The 16,589-nt window shown below is 73.9% G+C and carries 16 protein-coding genes; 7 read left to right on the forward strand and 9 right to left on the reverse strand.

The genetic code is table 11. The features are described from left to right. Nucleotides 1-3: 3 nt before the first annotated feature. Complete coding sequence (locus O7598_RS24040) at nt 4-996, reverse strand: MBL fold metallo-hydrolase (RefSeq protein WP_269693545.1); 993 nt, start codon at nt 994-996, stop codon at nt 4-6. 118 nt (nt 997-1,114) lie between these two features. Next, on the reverse strand, nt 1,115-1,993 hold the full coding sequence (locus tag O7598_RS24045) for a serine hydrolase (protein ID WP_269693546.1): 879 nt from the start codon (nt 1,991-1,993) through the stop codon (nt 1,115-1,117). A gap of 38 nt (nt 1,994-2,031) precedes the next feature. Between O7598_RS24045 and O7598_RS24050 the strand changes: the two genes are divergently transcribed. From O7598_RS24050 to O7598_RS24065, 4 genes are all read left to right on the forward strand, one after another. Further along, nucleotides 2,032-3,009: a LysR family transcriptional regulator gene (locus O7598_RS24050; RefSeq protein WP_269693547.1), complete on the forward strand. Its 978-nt coding sequence runs from the start codon at nt 2,032-2,034 to the stop codon at nt 3,007-3,009. A gap of 46 nt (nt 3,010-3,055) precedes the next feature. After that, entirely contained in the window at nt 3,056-4,219 is a 1,164-nt protein-coding gene (locus O7598_RS24055) for an endonuclease (protein WP_269694958.1), read from the forward strand. A 121-nt stretch (nt 4,220-4,340) separates the two neighbouring features. Beyond that, nucleotides 4,341-5,195, forward strand: a complete 855-nt coding sequence (locus tag O7598_RS24060; protein WP_269694959.1) for an aldo/keto reductase — start codon at nt 4,341-4,343, stop codon at nt 5,193-5,195. 109 nt (nt 5,196-5,304) lie between these two features. Then, complete coding sequence (locus O7598_RS24065) at nt 5,305-6,288, forward strand: aldo/keto reductase (protein ID WP_269693548.1); 984 nt, start codon at nt 5,305-5,307, stop codon at nt 6,286-6,288. 4 nt (nt 6,289-6,292) lie between these two features. Here O7598_RS24065 and O7598_RS24070 read toward each other — a convergent pair whose 3' ends face one another. Then, entirely contained in the window at nt 6,293-6,793 is a 501-nt protein-coding gene (locus tag O7598_RS24070) for a GNAT family N-acetyltransferase (RefSeq protein WP_269693549.1), read from the reverse strand. 102 nt (nt 6,794-6,895) lie between these two features. On the opposite strand from O7598_RS24070, the gene O7598_RS24075 reads away from it, so the two are divergent. Genes O7598_RS24075 through O7598_RS24085 form a run of 3 tightly spaced genes read left to right on the forward strand, consistent with a single transcriptional unit; the run spans nt 6,896 to nt 9,347 of the window. Continuing rightward, nucleotides 6,896-7,450 (forward strand): NADPH-dependent FMN reductase, encoded by a 555-nt coding sequence (locus O7598_RS24075; RefSeq protein WP_269693550.1) that lies wholly within the window; start codon nt 6,896-6,898, stop codon nt 7,448-7,450. 29 nt (nt 7,451-7,479) lie between these two features. Continuing rightward, nucleotides 7,480-8,493 (forward strand): ATP-binding cassette domain-containing protein, encoded by a 1,014-nt coding sequence (locus O7598_RS24080; protein WP_269693551.1) that lies wholly within the window; start codon nt 7,480-7,482, stop codon nt 8,491-8,493. Then, nucleotides 8,490-9,347, forward strand: a complete 858-nt coding sequence (locus O7598_RS24085; protein WP_091063356.1) for an ABC transporter permease — start codon at nt 8,490-8,492, stop codon at nt 9,345-9,347. The genes O7598_RS24080 and O7598_RS24085 overlap by 4 nt, the downstream gene beginning before the upstream one ends. An 869-nt stretch (nt 9,348-10,216) precedes the next feature. Here the strand turns inward: O7598_RS24085 and O7598_RS24090 are convergent. The 6 genes from O7598_RS24090 to O7598_RS24115 all read right to left on the reverse strand — a co-directional run bounded on the left by O7598_RS24090 (nt 10,217) and on the right by O7598_RS24115 (nt 16,545). After that, nucleotides 10,217-13,843: an AAA family ATPase gene (locus tag O7598_RS24090; protein ID WP_269693552.1), complete on the reverse strand. Its 3,627-nt coding sequence runs from the start codon at nt 13,841-13,843 to the stop codon at nt 10,217-10,219. A gap of 59 nt (nt 13,844-13,902) precedes the next feature. Continuing rightward, on the reverse strand, nt 13,903-14,109 hold the full coding sequence (locus O7598_RS24095) for a hypothetical protein (protein ID WP_269693553.1): 207 nt from the start codon (nt 14,107-14,109) through the stop codon (nt 13,903-13,905). 56 nt (nt 14,110-14,165) lie between these two features. Further along, nucleotides 14,166-14,570, reverse strand: coding sequence for a hypothetical protein (locus tag O7598_RS24100; protein WP_269693554.1), 405 nt, complete (start codon nt 14,568-14,570; stop codon nt 14,166-14,168). After that, nucleotides 14,567-14,827: a hypothetical protein gene (locus O7598_RS24105; protein ID WP_269693555.1), complete on the reverse strand. Its 261-nt coding sequence runs from the start codon at nt 14,825-14,827 to the stop codon at nt 14,567-14,569. The genes O7598_RS24100 and O7598_RS24105 overlap by 4 nt, the downstream gene beginning before the upstream one ends. A 13-nt stretch (nt 14,828-14,840) precedes the next feature. Then, nucleotides 14,841-15,557 carry a hypothetical protein gene (locus tag O7598_RS24110; RefSeq protein ID WP_269693556.1) on the reverse strand — a complete coding sequence of 239 codons (717 nt, stop codon included), beginning with the start codon at nt 15,555-15,557 and terminating at the stop codon, nt 14,841-14,843. Between the two features lie 148 nt (nt 15,558-15,705). Continuing rightward, nucleotides 15,706-16,545: a helix-turn-helix transcriptional regulator gene (locus O7598_RS24115; RefSeq protein ID WP_269693557.1), complete on the reverse strand. Its 840-nt coding sequence runs from the start codon at nt 16,543-16,545 to the stop codon at nt 15,706-15,708. Nucleotides 16,546-16,589: the final 44 nt, after the last annotated feature.

Consider the following 16,589-nt stretch of genomic DNA (forward strand, 5'->3'; position numbering starts at 1 on the left):
GGGTCAGAACCGGTACGCGGTGTGGTACTCGGGCACCAGCACCCGGCTGCGCGGTGACACCCGGCGCACCTCGGCGATCAGGGCGTCCAGGCGGGCGCGGTCGGTGTCGGCCACCGTCGGCGGGTTGACCAGCTCGGTCTCGAAGTTGTCCCAGTGCACCGGCACCACGACCTTCGGGTGGTCCAGCGCGGCCATCAGCCGGGGCACGTAGTCGGCGACGGACGTGGTGGCGGCGGAGGCGACCATCGCCACGTCCGGCGCGAGCCCGGTCAGCCTGCGCTCGTCGAGGTCGCTGGCACCCATGAAGAACACCGACGGCCCGCCGTCGACCCGGATCTGGTAGGCGAGCGTGTCTCCCTCCGGCAGGTCGGCGATCGTCTGCGGGAGCGGCGGCGGGCTGACCCGTACGCCGGGGAAGGCCATCGACCAGGAGGGGTTGCGGCTGTGCAGCGAGCCGACCACCTCGATCGTGTAGCCGTCGAAGTCGAGCACCTCGCCGCCCTTGACCGGGGCGAGCTGCCCGGTCGGCAGCCCGTACGCCAACCCGAGGTGGTAGGCGGTGAGCGTGCCGAGGACCCGGGCGCCGGTCCGCTCGGCGATGTGCGGCACGTCGTTGAAGTGGTCCCAGTGGGTGTGGGTGACCAGGATGTTCTCGGCCCGGTCGGCGAGCCGGTCGACCACGTCGGCGGCCACGGTCAGCCGGGTGTTCGGGCGGAACGCGCCGGTGAACAAACCGGTGTCGTAGCGGCTCAGGTACGGGTCGACGAGCACGGTCCGGTTGCCGATGTCGATGCGCCACCCGGCCGTACCCCACCAGCGGAAGCTCACCGCGCCGGGGCGGGGCCGGCCGGCGGAGCGGCCCGCCGGGGCGGCCGTGGTGGCGGCGCGGGCCGGGCCGCCGGCGACGAGCCCGGCGGTGGTGACGGCGGCGGCGCCGACGGCGGTGTCGCGCAGGAGGCGGCGGCGGGCGTAGCCGGACGGTCGGTTCTCGGGCATGGGTGGTCCTCCCCGTTCGGGATCGGTGGTTCGGTCGGCCCACTCCACCACCGGACCGGCGGCGATGTCCAAGATCGAAAGCCGGCAGGTTCGATATCCGAACCGATATCACCGCAGGTCAGCGCAGTGACTCGACAGCCGTCCGGGCGGCCTCTCCCATCGCCAGGTCCGCGTCGACCCGGCGGGTGTCGAGCCGCTCGGTGCGCACCACCACCGCGATGGCGTACCGGCCGCCGTCCGGATACTCCGCGACGCCGGCCTCCAGGTGCAGGCCGGGCAGCGTGCCCGTCTTGCCGGCGACCCGGACGCCGGGCGGGAAGCCGGCCGCGAGCCGGGTCCAGAAGAGCTGCCGGGCCATCAGCTCCCGGACCGTCGCGCAGGCCTCCGCCGGGCCGGCCTCGTCGCGCCACACCAGGCACAGCAACCGGGTCAGCTCACGGGCGGTGCTGGAGGAGGTGTGCTCCGGGTCGAAGACCCGCATGGCCCGGACCCGCTCCGGCGGCAGGGTGGGGAAGATCCGCGCGAAGTCCGCCTCGCTCCGCGCGCCGACGTCGGCGAGCATCGTCTCGACCAGCTGCCGGGGACCGCCGACGATCCGGGTACGCGGCAACTCCAGCTCGGCGGCCAGCATCGACGGCACGTCCGGGCCGACCCGGCGCAGCAGCAGGTCGGCGGCCGTGTTGTCGCTTACCGACATGGCGAAGTACGCGAGGTCGCGCAGCGACACCTCGACGTCGTCGGCGCAGCCGGCCAGGCCCCAGCCGCCGAGCCGGTCGGCGGCGCCGACGAGCACCCGCTCGGTCGGGTCGAGCTGGCCGGCGGCGACCTGGCGGGCGAACTCCAGCACCAGCAGGATCTTGAAGACGGACGCGATGACGACCCGCTCGTCGGCCCCCAGCCCCACCTCGCGCGTCGGATCGTCCACGTCGACCACGTGCAGGCAGCCACTCAACCCGGCCCGCCCGAAGATCTCCTCGACCCGCTGCGCCGCATCCACGCCGCCACGGTAACCAGCGCGAGGGTTAGGGTGCGCCTGTGGACCTGCTGCGACACCTGCGGCACTTCGTGGTGGTCGCCCGCGAACTGCACTTCGGCCGCGCCGCCGAGACGCTGGGCATGGCGCAGCCACCGCTGAGCCAGTCGATCCGCCGGCTGGAGCAGGAGTTGGACACGACCCTGTTCGACAGGTCGCAACGGCGGGTCCGCCTCACCACCGCCGGCCAACTGCTGCTCGACGAGGCCGACGACCTGCTCGCCGGCGAACGCCGGATGCGTCACCTCGCCGACCGGGTACGCCGGGGCGCGCTCGGCGTGCTGCGCGCCGGCGTACCCCCGGAGACGCCGGCCGTCACGCTGCGCGCGTTGCTCGACGGCCTGGCCGCCCGCGCGCCCGGGCTCGACCTGGATCTGCACGAGCTGACCAGCGCCGAGCAGCGGCGGATGCTGGCGGAGGGACGGCTGGACGTCGGCCTGCTGCACCATCCGGTCGAGGAGGCCGGGCTGCGGTTCGGTGAGCCGGTGGAGGTGCCGGTCGGCGCGTTGCTGCCCCGGGTGTCGCCGCTGGCCCGGGCCCGCGAGGTGGCGCTTGCCGACCTGGCCGGCCTGGATCTGGTCACCGCGCCGCCGGCCACCGCGCCCGGCTGGCACGAGCACCTGCTGACGGTGTGCCGGCAGCACGGTTACGTCCCGCCCCGGGTCCGCCCGGCGCGCAATCCGGAGTTCCTGTTCGGCCTGCTCCTGGCCGGCGGGGCGGTGGCCGTCGAACCGGCCACGCTGGCCCGCCGGGAGCCACGCCTCGCCTGGCGGCCGCTCGCCGGCGCGCCGCTGGTCCGGCGGATCTCCGCGGCCTGGCCGAGTCGGGCGGCGCACCCGGCGGCGCCGATGTTCGGCCGGCTCGCCGCCGAGGTGCTGGCCGCGCCGGACACGCCGGTCGGGCCGGCGCCCCTCGCCCCGGCGGCCCGACCGTGGCCGGTGCTGTTCGACGCCGGTCGGGACGGAAAGTTGTCGTCGTGATCTCCCGAAGTTCACCCAGCACCAACTAGCATCGCCATTCATGAATATGAGGAGCGTGACCCGCTCGCGACCCGGGCGGCTGATCGCGGCGGTCGTGCTGACCGTCACCGTCACCAGCACACTCGTGGTGACCAACGCGGCGTCGGCGGCGGCCACAGTGACCGTGTCGCAGGCGCTTGCCGCCCAGGACGGCCGCACCGCCACCGTCACCGGCTGGGTCATCGGCCAACCCACCGCCACGAACACGGTGATCACGTCCGGCTACACCGGAGACACCGCGATCGCGATCGCCGACCAGGCCGGCGAGACCAGCACCGCCCGGATGCTGTACGTGCAGGTCACCGCCGCCTGGCGGAGCGGTTTCGGGCTGCTCACCAACCCGTCCCTGCGCGGCCGGCAGGTGACCGCCACCGGCACCCTGACCGCCTACTTCAGCCACGGCGGCCTGAAGGACCCGACCGCGATGAGCCTGGGCGGCGGGACCACCCCGACGCCGACACCGACGCCGAGCGGCACCACCTCGCCGACCGCCTACTACGCGGCGGCGGCCGGCAAGACCGGGCCCGCGCTGCGCACCGCCCTGCACGCCATCATCAGGACCCAGACCAAGCTCACGTACGACCAGGTGTGGGAGGCGCTGAAGGACACCGACCAGGACCCGGCGAACCCGGCCAACGTGATCCTGCTCTACAGCGGACGCTCGCAGAGCAAGACCACCAACGGCGGGGGCGTCGACGACTGGAACCGGGAGCACGTCTGGGCCAAGTCGCACGGCGACTTCGGCACCGCCACCGGCCCCGGCACCGACGTGCACCACCTGCGGCCGGAGGACGTGTCGGTCAACTCGGCCCGCGGCAACAAGGACTTCGACACCGGCGGCAGCGCGGTCGCCCAGGCGCCCGGCTGCTACACCGACGCCGACTCGTTCGAGCCGCGCGACGCGGTGAAGGGCGACGTCGCCCGGATGATCCTCTACATGGCGATCCGGTACGAGGGCGACGACGGCTGGCCGGACCTGGAGCCGAACGACTCGGTGGCCAACGGCGGCGCGCCCCGGCTCGGGCGGCTCACGAAGCTGCTGGCCTGGCACGCGCAGGACCCGCCGGACGCCTTCGAGCAGCGCCGCAACCAGCGCATCTACGAGCGCTGGCAGGGCAACCGCAATCCGTTCGTCGACCACCCGGAGTGGGCGCGGGCGATCTGGGGCTGACCGTCGTCCCGGACGTGAGGATGCCCTCCGATCGGGTAGGAACACCGGGTGGCACGCCCCGGGAGCCGCCGCGTGGAAGCGCTTCCGGGGCACCCTCGAACGATCGGAGATGAGACACGACATGGCCGACAACAGCGTTCCCGACATTTCGCTCAACGACGGCAACTCCATCCCGCAGCTCGGCTTCGGGGTGTTCCAGATCGAACCCAAGGACACCGCGCAGGCGGTCGGCACGGCGCTGGAGATCGGCTACCGGCACATCGACACCGCCCAGATGTACGGCAACGAGGCCGAGGTGGGTCAGGCCGTCCGTGCCTCCGGGCTGGACCGGGGCGACATCTTCGTCACCAGCAAGCTGAACAACGGCTTCCACCGCCCGGACGACGCCCGCAAGGCGTTCGAGCAGTCGCTGCGGGAGATGAAGTTCGACTACCTCGACCTGTTCCTGATCCACTGGCCGCTGCCCACGCTCTACGACGGCGACTACGTGTCCACCTGGAAGGTGCTGGAGGAACTCCGGCGCGACGGCAAGGTGAAGTCCATCGGTGTGTCCAACTTCCAGGTCGCGCACCTGGAGCGGCTGGCCGCCGAGGCGGACGTGGTGCCGGCGGTCAACCAGATCGAGGCGCACCCCTACTTCGGCAACGAGCAGGTGCGCTCGTACGACCTGTCGCACAACATCCTCACCGAGGCGTGGTCGCCGATCGCCCAGGGCAAGGTGCTGGACGATCCGACCGTGGTCGACATCGCCGAACAGGTCGGGCGGACCCCGGCCCAGGTGGTGCTGCGCTGGCACGTGCAGCGCGGCGACATCGTCTTCCCGAAGTCGACCACCCCGAAGCGGATCGAGGAGAACTTCGGCATCTTCGACTTCACGCTCGACGACACCGCGATGGAGCGGCTCACCGCGCTGGACAAGGGCGAGGACGGCCGGCAGGGCCCCAACCCGGACACGTTCGACTACGTGCCGAGCTGACCCGACACGCGCCGCAGGGGCCCCGGGCGACCGGGGCCCCTTCCGCGTTTGACTTCGCGCGCACTCGAAGGGGCAGGCTGGCCGAAACGCTCCGACGGGGAGGAACTCCATGCGCTACCGCACCATCGGCACCGACCCGGCCACCCGCCGCGAGGTCAGCGTGCTCAGCCTCGGCGCGATGCTCTTCGGCACCGCCACCGACGAGGCCACCTCGTACGCCATCCTGGACCGCTACGTCTCCGCCGGCGGCACGTTCGTCGACACCTCCGACAACTACGCCTTCTGGCAGAACGGCGGGCAGGGCGGGGAGAGCGAGGAACTGCTCGGCCGGTGGCGGCGCAGCCGCGGCATCGGCGACGAGATCGTGTTCGCCACCAAGCTCGGCGCCCGTCCGCTCGCCCCCGGCACCAGCTTCCTGGACAACCCGGAGGGCCTGTCGGCGAAGGTGATCCGCGAGTCCGCCGAGCGCAGCCGGGAACGACTCGGCGTCGACCGGATCGACCTGCTCTACGCCCACATCGAGGACCGGACCGTCCCGCTGCGGGAAACCGTCGAATGTTTCGCGGATCTGGTCGCCGAGGGCACGGTCGGGCTGCTGGGCGCGAGCAACCACCGTGCCTGGCGGGTGGAGCGGGCCCGGGGCATCGCGGCGGCCGCCGGCCTGCCCGGATACGAGGTGCTGCAGTACCACCGCAGCTACCTGCCGCCACGGGTGGACGTGCCGAGCGCGCTGGACCCGGACGGCGACGTCGGCTGGGTCGGCCCGGACCTGGCGAGTTATCTGCGGGCCGAGCCGCAGCTCACCCTGGTCGCGTACTCACCGCTGCTCAAGGGCGCGTACGCGAAGCCGGAGCGGCTGGGTGACGCGTACGCCCACCCCGGCACCCCGGCGCGGCTGGCGGCGCTGGGGGCGGTGGCCGCCGAGACCGGCGCCACGGTCAACCAGGTGGTGCTGGCCTGGCTGATGGGCGGGGACGTGCCGGCGATCCCGCTGGTCGGCTTCTCCTCGGTGGCGCAGTTGGAGGAGGCCCTGGCCGCGGTGGACCTGGAGCTGACCGCGGAGCAGCGGGCCCGGCTGGACGCGGCGCACTGACCGGTCAGCGGGTCAGGTCGATCCGCCAGTCGTTCGAGCGCAACAGGCTGCCCGGCGGGTATTCGAACTCGGTCTCGCCGAGCAGCGTGAACCCGGCCCGGCGGCAGACCGCGTTCGACGCCGGGTTGTCCACCGACGGGTAGGCGTGCGCGTGACGCCGGTCGCCCACCGCCGATGCCGCCGCGACCACCGCGCGCACCGCCGCCGTCGCCAGCCCGCGCCCCTGGTGTTCGGGCAGCACCGCCCACCCCATCTCGTAGACCGGCTCGTCGCGCCAGTCGCGGGGCCAGAAGCCCACGCTGCCCACCTTCGTGCCGTCCGGTGCGACCACGGCGAACATGGTCCCGCTGCGCGGGCCGGGGCCACGCACGTAACGCTCGTGCCGGGCCCGGACCTGGTCGTCCGTCTCCGGGCCGCCGGTGTGCGCCCGCACCGCGGGGCTGTTCAGCGCCTGCAGCAGCGCCAGGTCGTCGGTGCTCCACCGGACGATGCGTACCTCGGTCATGCCGCCGATTGGACCAGGAACCCCTGACAGAAGGCCCGCCAGATCTGATCTGGCGGGCCTTCTGGCGCCTACGGGGTGAGGCCGGCAGCGAGGGAGGGTGGCATGACGCCGTTACGGCTCGCCGTGATCATCGGCAGCACCCGGGAGGGGCGGGTCGGCGACCGGATCGGTCGCTGGTTCGCCGCCCAGGCCCGCGGCCGGGCCGGTCTGGTCGTGCACGAGCTGGACCTGGCCGGGTACGCCTTCCCGACCGCGCTGCCCGCCGAGCCCACGCCGGCGATGCGGGAGTTCGTCGGGCAGGTCGCGGCGGCGGAGGCGTTCGTCGTGGTCACCCCGGAGTACAACCACAGCTTCCCGGCCTCGTTGAAACAGGCGATCGACTTCGCGTACGACGAGTGGCAGGCCAAGCCGGTCGGCTTCGTGTCGTACGGCTGCCGGTCGGTCGGCCTGCACGCGGTCGACCAGCTCCGGACGGTCTTCACCGCGCTGCACGCGATGACCGTGCGGGACACCGTCGGCGTCGACCTGCTCGACGGCGAGCCCACCGGGCACGGTGAGGAACGACTCCGGCAGGACGTCCGGGTGCTCCTCGACGAGCTGTGCTGGTGGGGTCTGGCGCTGCGCGAGGGCCGGGCGGCACGCCCGTACGCCTGCTGAGAACCACCCACTGCAGAGAGGTAATGATCATGAGTAACCGGAACACCGGCCTGGCCGTCGAGGCCGACGGCCTGGTCCGGTCGTTCGGCTCGACCAGGGCGCTCGACGGCCTGGACCTGCGGGTCCCCGCCGGCACCGTGTACGGGATGCTCGGGCCCAACGGCGCCGGCAAGACCACCGCCGTGCGCGTGCTGGCGACGCTGCTGCGTCCCGACGCCGGCACGGCCCGGGTCTTCGGCCACGACGTCGTCACCGAGGCCGACGCGGTACGCGCCCGGATGAGCCTGACCGGTCAGTACGCCTCGCTGGACGAGGACCTGACCGGGGCGGAGAACCTGGTCCTGCTCGGCCGGCTGCTCGGGCTGGCCCGCCCGGCGGCGCGGGAGCGGGCCGAGGCGCTGCTCGCCGCGTTCGGGCTGACCGAGGCGGCCGGCCGGCAGGTGAAGAAATATTCCGGCGGGATGCGGCGGCGCATCGACATCGCGGCGAGCATCCTGAACACGCCGGACCTGCTGTTCCTGGACGAGCCCACCACCGGGCTGGACCCGCGCAGCCGCAACCAGGTGTGGGAGATCGTCCGGGCGGTGGTGGCGCACGGCACCACGGTGCTGCTGACCACGCAATATCTGGACGAGGCCGACCAGTTGGCCGGGCGGATCGCGGTGGTCGACCACGGCCGGGTGATCGCGGAGGGCACCCCGGGCGAGTTGAAGTCGTCGGTCGGCTCCGGCACCGTCCACGTGCGACTTCGCGACGCCGGGCAGCGATCCCGGGCCGAGCAGGTGCTGCGTACCGCGCTGAACGTGCCGGTGCAGCTCGCGGCGGACCCGGTGGCGCTGACCGCCCGGGTCGGCGAGGCCGGCACCGACCTGGAGGCCGGCGAGCAGGCCGCCCGCGCGCTGGGCGAGCTGGCCCGGGCCGGCATCGTGGTGGACGACTTCTCCCTCGGCCAGCCCAGCCTGGACGAGGTGTTCCTGGCCCTGACCGACCACCCGGCCGTCGCGACCGGCGAGCGGGACGACGAACTGGAGGCGGCGCGATGAGCGACACCGCGACCACCACGACCGGGCGGGCGCCGTCGGTCTACGTGCCGTCCACCGAGGCGCTGGCCACCGTGCTCGCGCCGGGGGAGCGGCCGGCCCGGCCGAGCGCGCTGTCGGCGTCACTGACGTTCGGCTGGCGGGCCGTGCTGAAGATCAAGCACGTGCCGGAGCAACTGTTCGACGTGACCGCGTTCCCGATCATCATGGTGCTGATGTTCACCTACCTGTTCGGTGGCGCGCTCGCCGACAGCCCGCGGGCGTACCTGCAGTTCTTCCTGCCCGGCATCATGGTCACCAGCGTCGTGATGATCACCATGTACACCGGGGTCGGGCTGAACAACGACATCGAGAAGGGTGTCTTCGACCGGATCCGTACCCTGCCGGTGTGGCGGCCGGCGGCGCTGGTCGGCATGATCTTCGGCGACGTGCTGCGCTACATCCTGGCCGCGGTGGTCATCCTGGCCGTGGGGCTGGTGCTCGGGTTCCGTCCCGACGGTGGCCTGCTCGGGGTGCTCGCCGGGATCGGCCTGCTGGTGGTCTTCTCGTTCGCGTTCTCCTGGGTGTGGACGTTCTTCGGCCTGGTGCTCCGCAGCGAGAAGTCGGTGATGGGCGTCAGCATGATGGTGCTGTTCCCGCTGACGTTCCTGAGCAACGTGTTCGTCGAGCCGGCCACCATGCCCGGCTGGTTGCAGGCCTTCGTGAAGGTCAACCCGGTCACCCACCTGGTCGCCTCGGTACGCGCCGCGATGGCCGGCTCCACGGACGCCACGAACACGATGTGGCTGCTGCTGTGGAGCGCCGGTTTCGTGGTGGTCTTCGGCACCCTGACCATGCGCCGCTACAACCGCCGTTGACCCTTTGATCCACACCAGCTCGCCGAGGTGGCGGGGTCCGACGCACCTCGGCCCCACCACCTCGGCGAAGCAGTGTCGATCAAGGCCACCTCCATGATCACCTGTCCGGCCGGTCTGCCGGATGGGCGAACTGACCGAGTGGGGTGGCGCCGGTCGGTGATCAGGCTTTGCTCCCTGTCCCCGCTCGCGTCCCACCCAGCGCCCGAGTGGAACGGCACGGGTGTGTCACGGCCCGGCAGACACCCATGGCGTTCCACTCGGGTGCCACTCTGACGGTGAGTGGAACGCCATGGGTGTGTCATGTGGCCCGTGGACGCCCTTGGGGTTCCACCCGGTTGTCGGGCGACCCGCTCGAGGAGACGCTTCCGACACCGCGCCCCGCGACCGCACCTTCACCCCGATCGCAGCCCTCACGGGCAACCGCCGCCGACCACCCGGACGGTCGCTGATAGCCGGTAGCCGATCGCCGGTGCAACTCGCCGTGAAGCCGGGTGGAAGCGGACGGTTGATCAAGGAGTTCCCGTCGCCGTGGAGATCGACTCCAACGCGAACTCCTTGATCAACCCCGAGGAGGGCTCCGATGGGCGGGCGAGGAGCGGAAGCGGGGACGATCATGAAGTTGGCGGCACCAATGGAGATCAACACTGCCGTCAACTTCATGATCACGGCGTCGGAGGCGAGGCGCCACCCGCCCTTCCCGTCGATCTTCGAGTTGTGGTGCCAGTAATGCCTGATTCGTGACGCTATCGGAGGTGCCACACGTCCAAGATCGGCGAGCCAGGGCGGGGCCGGGCCGGGCCGGGTCGGGGCAGTGGCAGGGCAGGGCAGGCCGGGGTAGGGCAAGGGTGGGGTGGGGTGGGGCCGGCGAGTCAGAGTCGCCAGGGCACCGGGGTGGCCGGCTGGTAGCGGCAGGTGCGGCCGGTGGTGACCGACTCGTGCAGGTGGGTGGCGAGCGCCGGGTGCCGCTGCTGGACCCGCCGTAGCGTGTCCCGGATCCGGCCGGTCACCGCCTTGCGGGCGCGCTCGGCCTCGTCGCCCAGGCGACGGCTGCGCCCGGCCAGCCCGGCGGCGGCCCGCAACTGGTCGAGCAGGGCCACGCGTTCGGCGTCCAGGGCGGCGAGTCGCCGCTCGTCGTCGCGCGACGCGGCCCGGTCGATCTCGTCGTCGAGCCGCCGCAGGTGCTGCCGGTAGCGGGCCTTCGCCTCGTCGTCGAGCACCGGATCGGCACCGAGCCGGCGGGCGGCGACCAGCTCCGCACCGGCCGCCGGATCCAGCAGCTCCACCGCGGGCACGTCGACCCCGGGCCGGCTCAGCAGCAACCGCAGGTCGTGCAGGCCCTTCGCGTCGGGCAGGTGCACCACCGTGCCCGCCCAGGCGAGCCGCCAGACCGACCCGTCGAAGCAGAACTCGGGCCGGCCCGCGCGAACGCCCTCGCCGGAGCCGTCGATCCCGCCCACACCCGGACCGCCCGCAACGCGATCCCCCACCGCACCTAGACCGCCCGCGACCCGATCCCCCGCCTCACCCGGACCGCCCGCGACGCGATACCCCGCCGTACCCAGAACGCCCGCGCCTCGCTCGCCCGCCGAGCCGGACCGATCGCCCGTGGCCGCGCCGATCGCCACGCCGGACCAACCGCTGACGCCGGGACCACCCGCCGGGACGGAGCGGACGCCCACGCCCGGAGCGACCGCCACGGTGGCGCCGACCGGCGAAGCCGGCGCGGGGAAGCCGGCCACCACCGTGCCGGACGCGTCCTCACCGGAGGCAGCCACCACGCGATCCCGCCCGGCCCGCCAGTCGGTGCCGTCGTGGCCCGCGGCGCCTGCCGTCCGGGCGGGAGCAACCGGCGGCCCGGCGGCACCCAGCCGCTCGACCACGTGCGTCATGCCCAGCTCGCGCGCCTCGGCCTCCGTCTCGACCCGCACCCGGGCCGCCTCGGCCGCGTCGCCCGGACCGCCGCGCCCGAGCAGCGCGGTCACCAGCCCGGCCCGGCCGAGCACCGACCAGGGACGGGCGTCGAGGCGGTCGGCGGCGTCCCGGGCCGCCGCGTAGCCGGCGACCGCGGCGTCCCACCTCCGCTCCGCGGCGTCCACCCCGGCCAGCCAGAGGTCGACCGGTCCGCCGATGTCGCAGCCGAACAGCGCGACCAGCCACCGCCCCCGGTGCGGCGCCAGGGCCGCCCGCGCCTCGGCGCAGCGGCGGGGGTCGCCGTCCGCGGCCGCCGCCTGGGCCCGCGTCCGCAGCCACAGCGTCGACACCGGTCGGGGGTACGCGGTGCCCGCGGCCTCGATCGCGCCGGTGAGCCGCAACAGGGTCGCCGTGTCGCCGCGCTCGGCGGCGGTGATCGCGCGTAACAGCTCCACCTGCGGATGGTCGGCCACGCCGGGCTGGTCGAGCAGCGCCTCGGCCTCGGCGAGGCGGCCGCGCAGCAGCAACAGGGACCAGCGCAGGTGGTGCGCCATGAAGGCGTGGTCGGAGTGCTCCCACTCGCCGAAGCCCTCCATCTCGGCGTAGTTCGCCTCGGCGGTGGTGAAGTCGCCCCGGAAGGCGGCGATGATGCCGCTGTCGACGGCCGCCGCCATCCGTTGCCGGGCCACGTCGCCCGCCCGGCAGCCGCCGACGAACGCCGCCAGCTCGTGCCGGTAGGCCGGGTCACCCAGCTCCAGCAACGCCACCCAGCGCAGCGAGGTGGCCCACAGCTCGGTGTCGCGGTCGCCGCCGCGCCGGGCCACCTCGCGGATCTCCGCGGTGACCACGGCCCGCTCCTGCGCGGTGCCGAGCCCCCAGGTGGTGTCGTGCCGGGCCCACAGGCTGAAGGTGAGCGCCTCGTCGTCGCGGCCGTGCCGGGCCAGCGTCTCGGTGGCGGTGATCAGGTCGGTGACCAGGGCACGGGGCGACCGCTCCGGGTCGGGCGGGCCGATCAAACGCGCGTACGCCTCCCGGACCAGCCCGTCGGCGTCGAGGCGGCGGCGGGTCGCCGAATGCTGGCTGCGGGCGGTGAGCGCCACCCGGGCCAGCACCGCCGGTTCGGCCAGCCCACGGGCGAGCGCGGCGGCGTCGACAAGCAACTGTTCGGCCTCGCCCGGGGTACCGGCGTGGTGCAGCAGCCCGGCCAGCTCCAGCAGCAGCCGGACCCGGCGGGCCGGCTCGTCGGTCAGGCGCAGCGCGCGCCGGAAGTGCCGCACCGACTCCTCCACCGCCAGCCGCCCACCGGCGTCCCGCGCGGCGGCCACCAGCAGGTCACCGGCGCGTACCGGATCGAGGTCGGCACCCGCGAGCCAGGCGTGGCGGGCCAGGTCGGCCGGGATGAGCCGGCCGGCGAGCGCGTCGGAGCGGTCGACGGCCCGCACCACGGCGGCGTGCCGGGCGCGGCGTTCGCCCTCCGGCAGCCCGTCGTAGAGCGTCTCGCGGACCAGGTCGTGCACGAAGGCGAACCGGCCGCCGCCCCGGGCCAGCACCAGCCGGGCGGCGGCCGCCCGGTCGAGCAGCCGGTCGGCCTGCGCGACCGGAGCGGGTACGCAGGCGGCCAGCGTCTGCCGGTGGAACTCCCGGCCGAGCACGGCGGCGACGGTCAACGCCTCGACCACCGGGGCGGGCAGTTGGTCGAGCCGGCGGCGCACCGCCTCCCGTACGCCGGGGGCGATGGCGTCGGTGAGTCCGTCGGTGTGCCAGAGCCGGGCGGTCTGCTCGACGAAGAACGGGTTGCCGCCGGTGCGCCGGTGGACCTCGTCGACGAGGCCCGCGCCGGGCTCCCGGCCCGCGGTGCGACTCATCAGGGCCGCCACCTCGTCGCGACCCAGGCCGGTCAGCGTCACCGTGGTGGCCTTGGCGGTCAACGGCAGCAGCAGCGGCCGCAGCCGGTGGTCGCCGGCCTCGACCTCGGCGTCCCGGTAGGTGCCGATCAGCAGCAGCCGCTCGAACCAGGTGTGCTGGGTGGCGAATTGGAGCAGCCGCAGCGATGCCGGATCGGCCCAGTGCAGGTCGTCGAGGATCACCACGACCGGCCGGTGCTGGGCGACCGCGACCAGCGCGCTGGTCACCGCGTCGTGCCGGGCGAACTCGGCCCGACCGCCGTCGTCACCCGGCTCGACCGGATCGTCGCCGCCGGATCCGCGCTCACCGCCCGTGGCGCGCTCGCCGACGATGGCGCCCTCGGCGGCGCGCTCGCCGAGCAGGGCGGCCAGCCCGGCGTCCGCGGCCTCGCGGGCCGGCGCCGGGTCACCGGTGGCCCGGGCCAGCCGGCGCAGCACCTGCACCCAGGGCCAGTAGTCGGGGGCGGTGTCGGAATCCCAACAGGCGGCGCCGAGCACCAGCGCCCCGCGCCGACGGGCCTCGTCGGCGGCGGCCGAGACCAGGGTGGTCTTGCCGATGCCCGGCTCGCCGGTGACCAGCACCAGGCCGCCGTGGCTGTCGACCACACGCGTCACCTCGGCGCGCAGCAACCCGGCCGGGTGCTCCCGCCCGATGATCTCCTCGCCGAACCGCGGCTCCATGACCTCCCGACGCTAGTCGACACCTCCGACAGGCAGGAACGCCATATTCGCGGCGAGCGTCAGAGGCTGCCGCCTCCGCTGCTGCGCAGGTTGCTGCCGTCGGTCGGGTTACGGTGGTCGTCGAGCCGGCGACGCGCCTCAGCCGACGCCGCCAGGTCGCGGACCCGGCCGTCCGGGTCGCCCGCGTTCCGCCGGATGCGACGCCAGGACGCCAGAGCCACCAGCGCGACCACGACGACGAGGATGATGACGATGAGCCAGCGCATGGTGTCCTCCTCCACGGGTTTCCTGTGGCTCCAGGGTGCGCGGCGGGGTCAAGCGCTCAACGGGCGTCGGTGACCACGTGCGAGCAGGCCGGGCAGGCCGCCGGCCCCTGCTCGGCGAACCACCGGCAGGTACGCCGGATGGCACACTTCGGCAGCGTCTCCTCGGCAGGCGGGGCGGTCTCGGCGTACGAGGCGGCCATCCGGGCGCCCAGCCCGCAGTGCGACCCGGTCCAGAAGCCGCAGGACGAGGTGACGCAGGGGCCGGCCAGGCGCATCCGCGACTCGATCGGCTCGTCGGAGTCGTCGGTGCCGACGAGCGCCACCTCGGCCGGTACGGCCGGCGTCACGTAGGCCACCCGGCCCGCCGGAGTGATCATGCCGAGGAACACCGTGGCGTTGGACGCCGGGGTGCTCGGGCACATCCGCTCCGGCGGGCCGGCGGATCGGGCGGCGTCGGTCACCGCTGGATCCAGAACCCGATGTCGTTGATCTTCTGGCCGAGGTCCTGCGCGAGCACGCCGTCGAGCACCCAGAGCCCGTACCACTCGGGGCGCAGCTTGATGTTGCCGTGGCCGAGGGTGAGCGGGTTGACGAGCTTGGCGTCGGCGGTACGCAGCGCCGCCAGGCCGGCCTTCTGGATCTCGCCGGCGATCAGGGTCTGTTGGTCGGCTGTCAGGTCGACACCGTCGACCACGAAGCGGAACTCGTTGCGGGCCATGTGCTACCTCCGGTCACTCGTACGATTCGGTGCCCAGCCCGCGACGCAGGCTGATCCGGGTGAAGGCCGCCCAGCCGACGTGCGAGGCGGCGTCGGTGGGTTGTCCGGCGCGGGCGAGGGCCCGGCCGGCACTCTCCTGCCAGCGCCCGGCGGTGGCCGCCGGGTCGCCCCACAGCTCGCGGCAGGCGGCGACCGCGAACGCCACCTGGTCGGACGCGCCGGTGAAGCCGGCGGGACCGTCGCCGACCCGGACCGTGCCGTCCGGCCGGGCCCGTACGCTCGGGAAGTGGTGGTGCAGGCTGGCCAGGGTGGCCAGGTGCGTGGCATCGCGCCGGGCGGCGGCGAAGCCGTCGCGCAGCTCGTCGTCGCGGCGGTAGCGGATCGCGTGCAGCACCAGCGCGTCGCCGGCCGGCTCGACCCGGGCGACCAGGTGCGCCGGCGTGCTCCACGCGCGGGGCGAGTTCGCCGACCAGAACGCCAGCCAGGCGGTGAGCCGGGCGTGGAAGTCGGCCTGGATCCCGACCGCCCGGGCGGCGCCGTCGGGTGCGCGCAGCGCGGCGGTGGCGATCCGGTCCCGGGCGGCCGGCGGCGTTCCGGTACGGGTCCGGGTCGCCGCGGCGGCGCCGGTGGTGGTGGTGACGGCCAGGCCGGTCAGGGTGACCGCCGAGGCCGCCGCCGCGCCGGCGAGGAGTCGCCGACGGTCGAGCGGGTGTCCGTTGTCGTTCATCATCGGCCCTTCGTCGACGGCAGTGCATCGACGCTATCGACCGGAAGGGATCAGCAGAACACCCTGCGTGACGGGAGGTTGACAGCAAACCCGGGGATTCCCGGCGGCGTGAATCACCGCTCCTGTGCTCGATTCACGGGCGCGGAGGCGGTCAGGCGGGAAAGCGCTCGTGCCCGAGCACGGCGAGCAGCCGCAGCTTCTCCGCGCCCTCGCTGCGCGGCGGGGCGGTGAGCACCAGCAGCGCCTGCGACTGGTCCTCGGTGAACAGCACCTGGCAGTCCAGCTCGATCGGCCCGAGTTCCGGGTGGATCAGCGTCTTGTGGTCGGCGAAGCGCTGCGCCACCTCGTGCCGGTCCCACAGCTCGGCGAACTCGGCGCTGGCCGCCCGCAGCGCCCGCACCAGCTCGCCGGCGCGGGACCGCGGGCCCATCGACCCGTACGCGGCGCGCAGGTTGGCGACCTGGGCGCGGCTCTGCCGGTCGTGGTCCTCGGCCGGGTAGCGCCACCGCTCCCCCGGCTCGGTGAACCACCGGTAGACCTCGCTGCGCGCCAGCCCGGTGTGTTGCGACCGGTCGCCGAGCAACGCGGCGGACAGCTGGTTCTGCACCAGCGTCTCCCCCAGGTTCGACAGGATCAACGCCGGCGTGTCCGCCAGTCGGTCCAGCACCCGCAGCAGCGCCGGCGCGACGTGGGTGGCGGTGCCGACCGCCTCGGGCGGGCTGTGCCCGGCCACCCGGAACAGGTAGTCGCGTTCGTCGCCGGTCAACCGCAGCGCGCGGGCCAGCCCGGCGAGCAGGTTCGGGCTCGGTTGCGGGCCGCGCTGCTGCTCCAAGCGGGTGTAGTAGTCGGTGGACATGGCGGCGAGCGCGGCGACCTCCTCCCGGCGCAGGCCGGGCGCCCGGCGGCGGGCGCCCTCCGGCAGCCCCACGTCGCCGGGGCGCAGCGCTTCGCGGCGACGGCGGAGGAAGTCGGCAAGAGCGGCACGATCCATGGTCCGAGTATCCGACGCGCGGCGGCGGGAGCCAGGGATCGGCG

It is taken from the genome of Micromonospora sp. WMMC241 (assembly GCF_027460165.1).
Taxonomy (GTDB): Bacteria; Actinomycetota; Actinomycetes; order Mycobacteriales; family Micromonosporaceae; genus Micromonospora; species Micromonospora humi.

Excerpts from the sequence above, each read along its gene's own strand:
- O7598_RS24040 (WP_269693545.1), bottom strand. The coding sequence starts at position 996 with ATGCCCGAGAACCGACCGTCCGGCTACGCCCGCCGCCGCCTCCTGCGC.
- O7598_RS24055 (WP_269694958.1), top strand. The coding sequence starts at position 3,056 with ATGAGGAGCGTGACCCGCTCGCGACCCGGGCGGCTGATCGCGGCGGTC.
- O7598_RS24060 (WP_269694959.1), top strand. The coding sequence starts at position 4,341 with ATGGCCGACAACAGCGTTCCCGACATTTCGCTCAACGACGGCAACTCC.
- O7598_RS24065 (WP_269693548.1), top strand. The coding sequence starts at position 5,305 with ATGCGCTACCGCACCATCGGCACCGACCCGGCCACCCGCCGCGAGGTC.
- O7598_RS24070 (WP_269693549.1), bottom strand. The coding sequence starts at position 6,793 with ATGACCGAGGTACGCATCGTCCGGTGGAGCACCGACGACCTGGCGCTG.
- O7598_RS24075 (WP_269693550.1), top strand. The coding sequence starts at position 6,896 with ATGACGCCGTTACGGCTCGCCGTGATCATCGGCAGCACCCGGGAGGGG.
- O7598_RS24080 (WP_269693551.1), top strand. The coding sequence starts at position 7,480 with ATGAGTAACCGGAACACCGGCCTGGCCGTCGAGGCCGACGGCCTGGTC.
- O7598_RS24085 (WP_091063356.1), top strand. The coding sequence starts at position 8,490 with ATGAGCGACACCGCGACCACCACGACCGGGCGGGCGCCGTCGGTCTAC.
- O7598_RS24090 (WP_269693552.1), bottom strand. The coding sequence starts at position 13,843 with ATGGAGCCGCGGTTCGGCGAGGAGATCATCGGGCGGGAGCACCCGGCC.
- O7598_RS24095 (WP_269693553.1), bottom strand. The coding sequence starts at position 14,109 with ATGCGCTGGCTCATCGTCATCATCCTCGTCGTCGTGGTCGCGCTGGTG.
- O7598_RS24105 (WP_269693555.1), bottom strand. The coding sequence starts at position 14,827 with ATGGCCCGCAACGAGTTCCGCTTCGTGGTCGACGGTGTCGACCTGACA.
- O7598_RS24110 (WP_269693556.1), bottom strand. The coding sequence starts at position 15,557 with ATGATGAACGACAACGGACACCCGCTCGACCGTCGGCGACTCCTCGCC.
- O7598_RS24115 (WP_269693557.1), bottom strand. The coding sequence starts at position 16,545 with ATGGATCGTGCCGCTCTTGCCGACTTCCTCCGCCGTCGCCGCGAAGCG.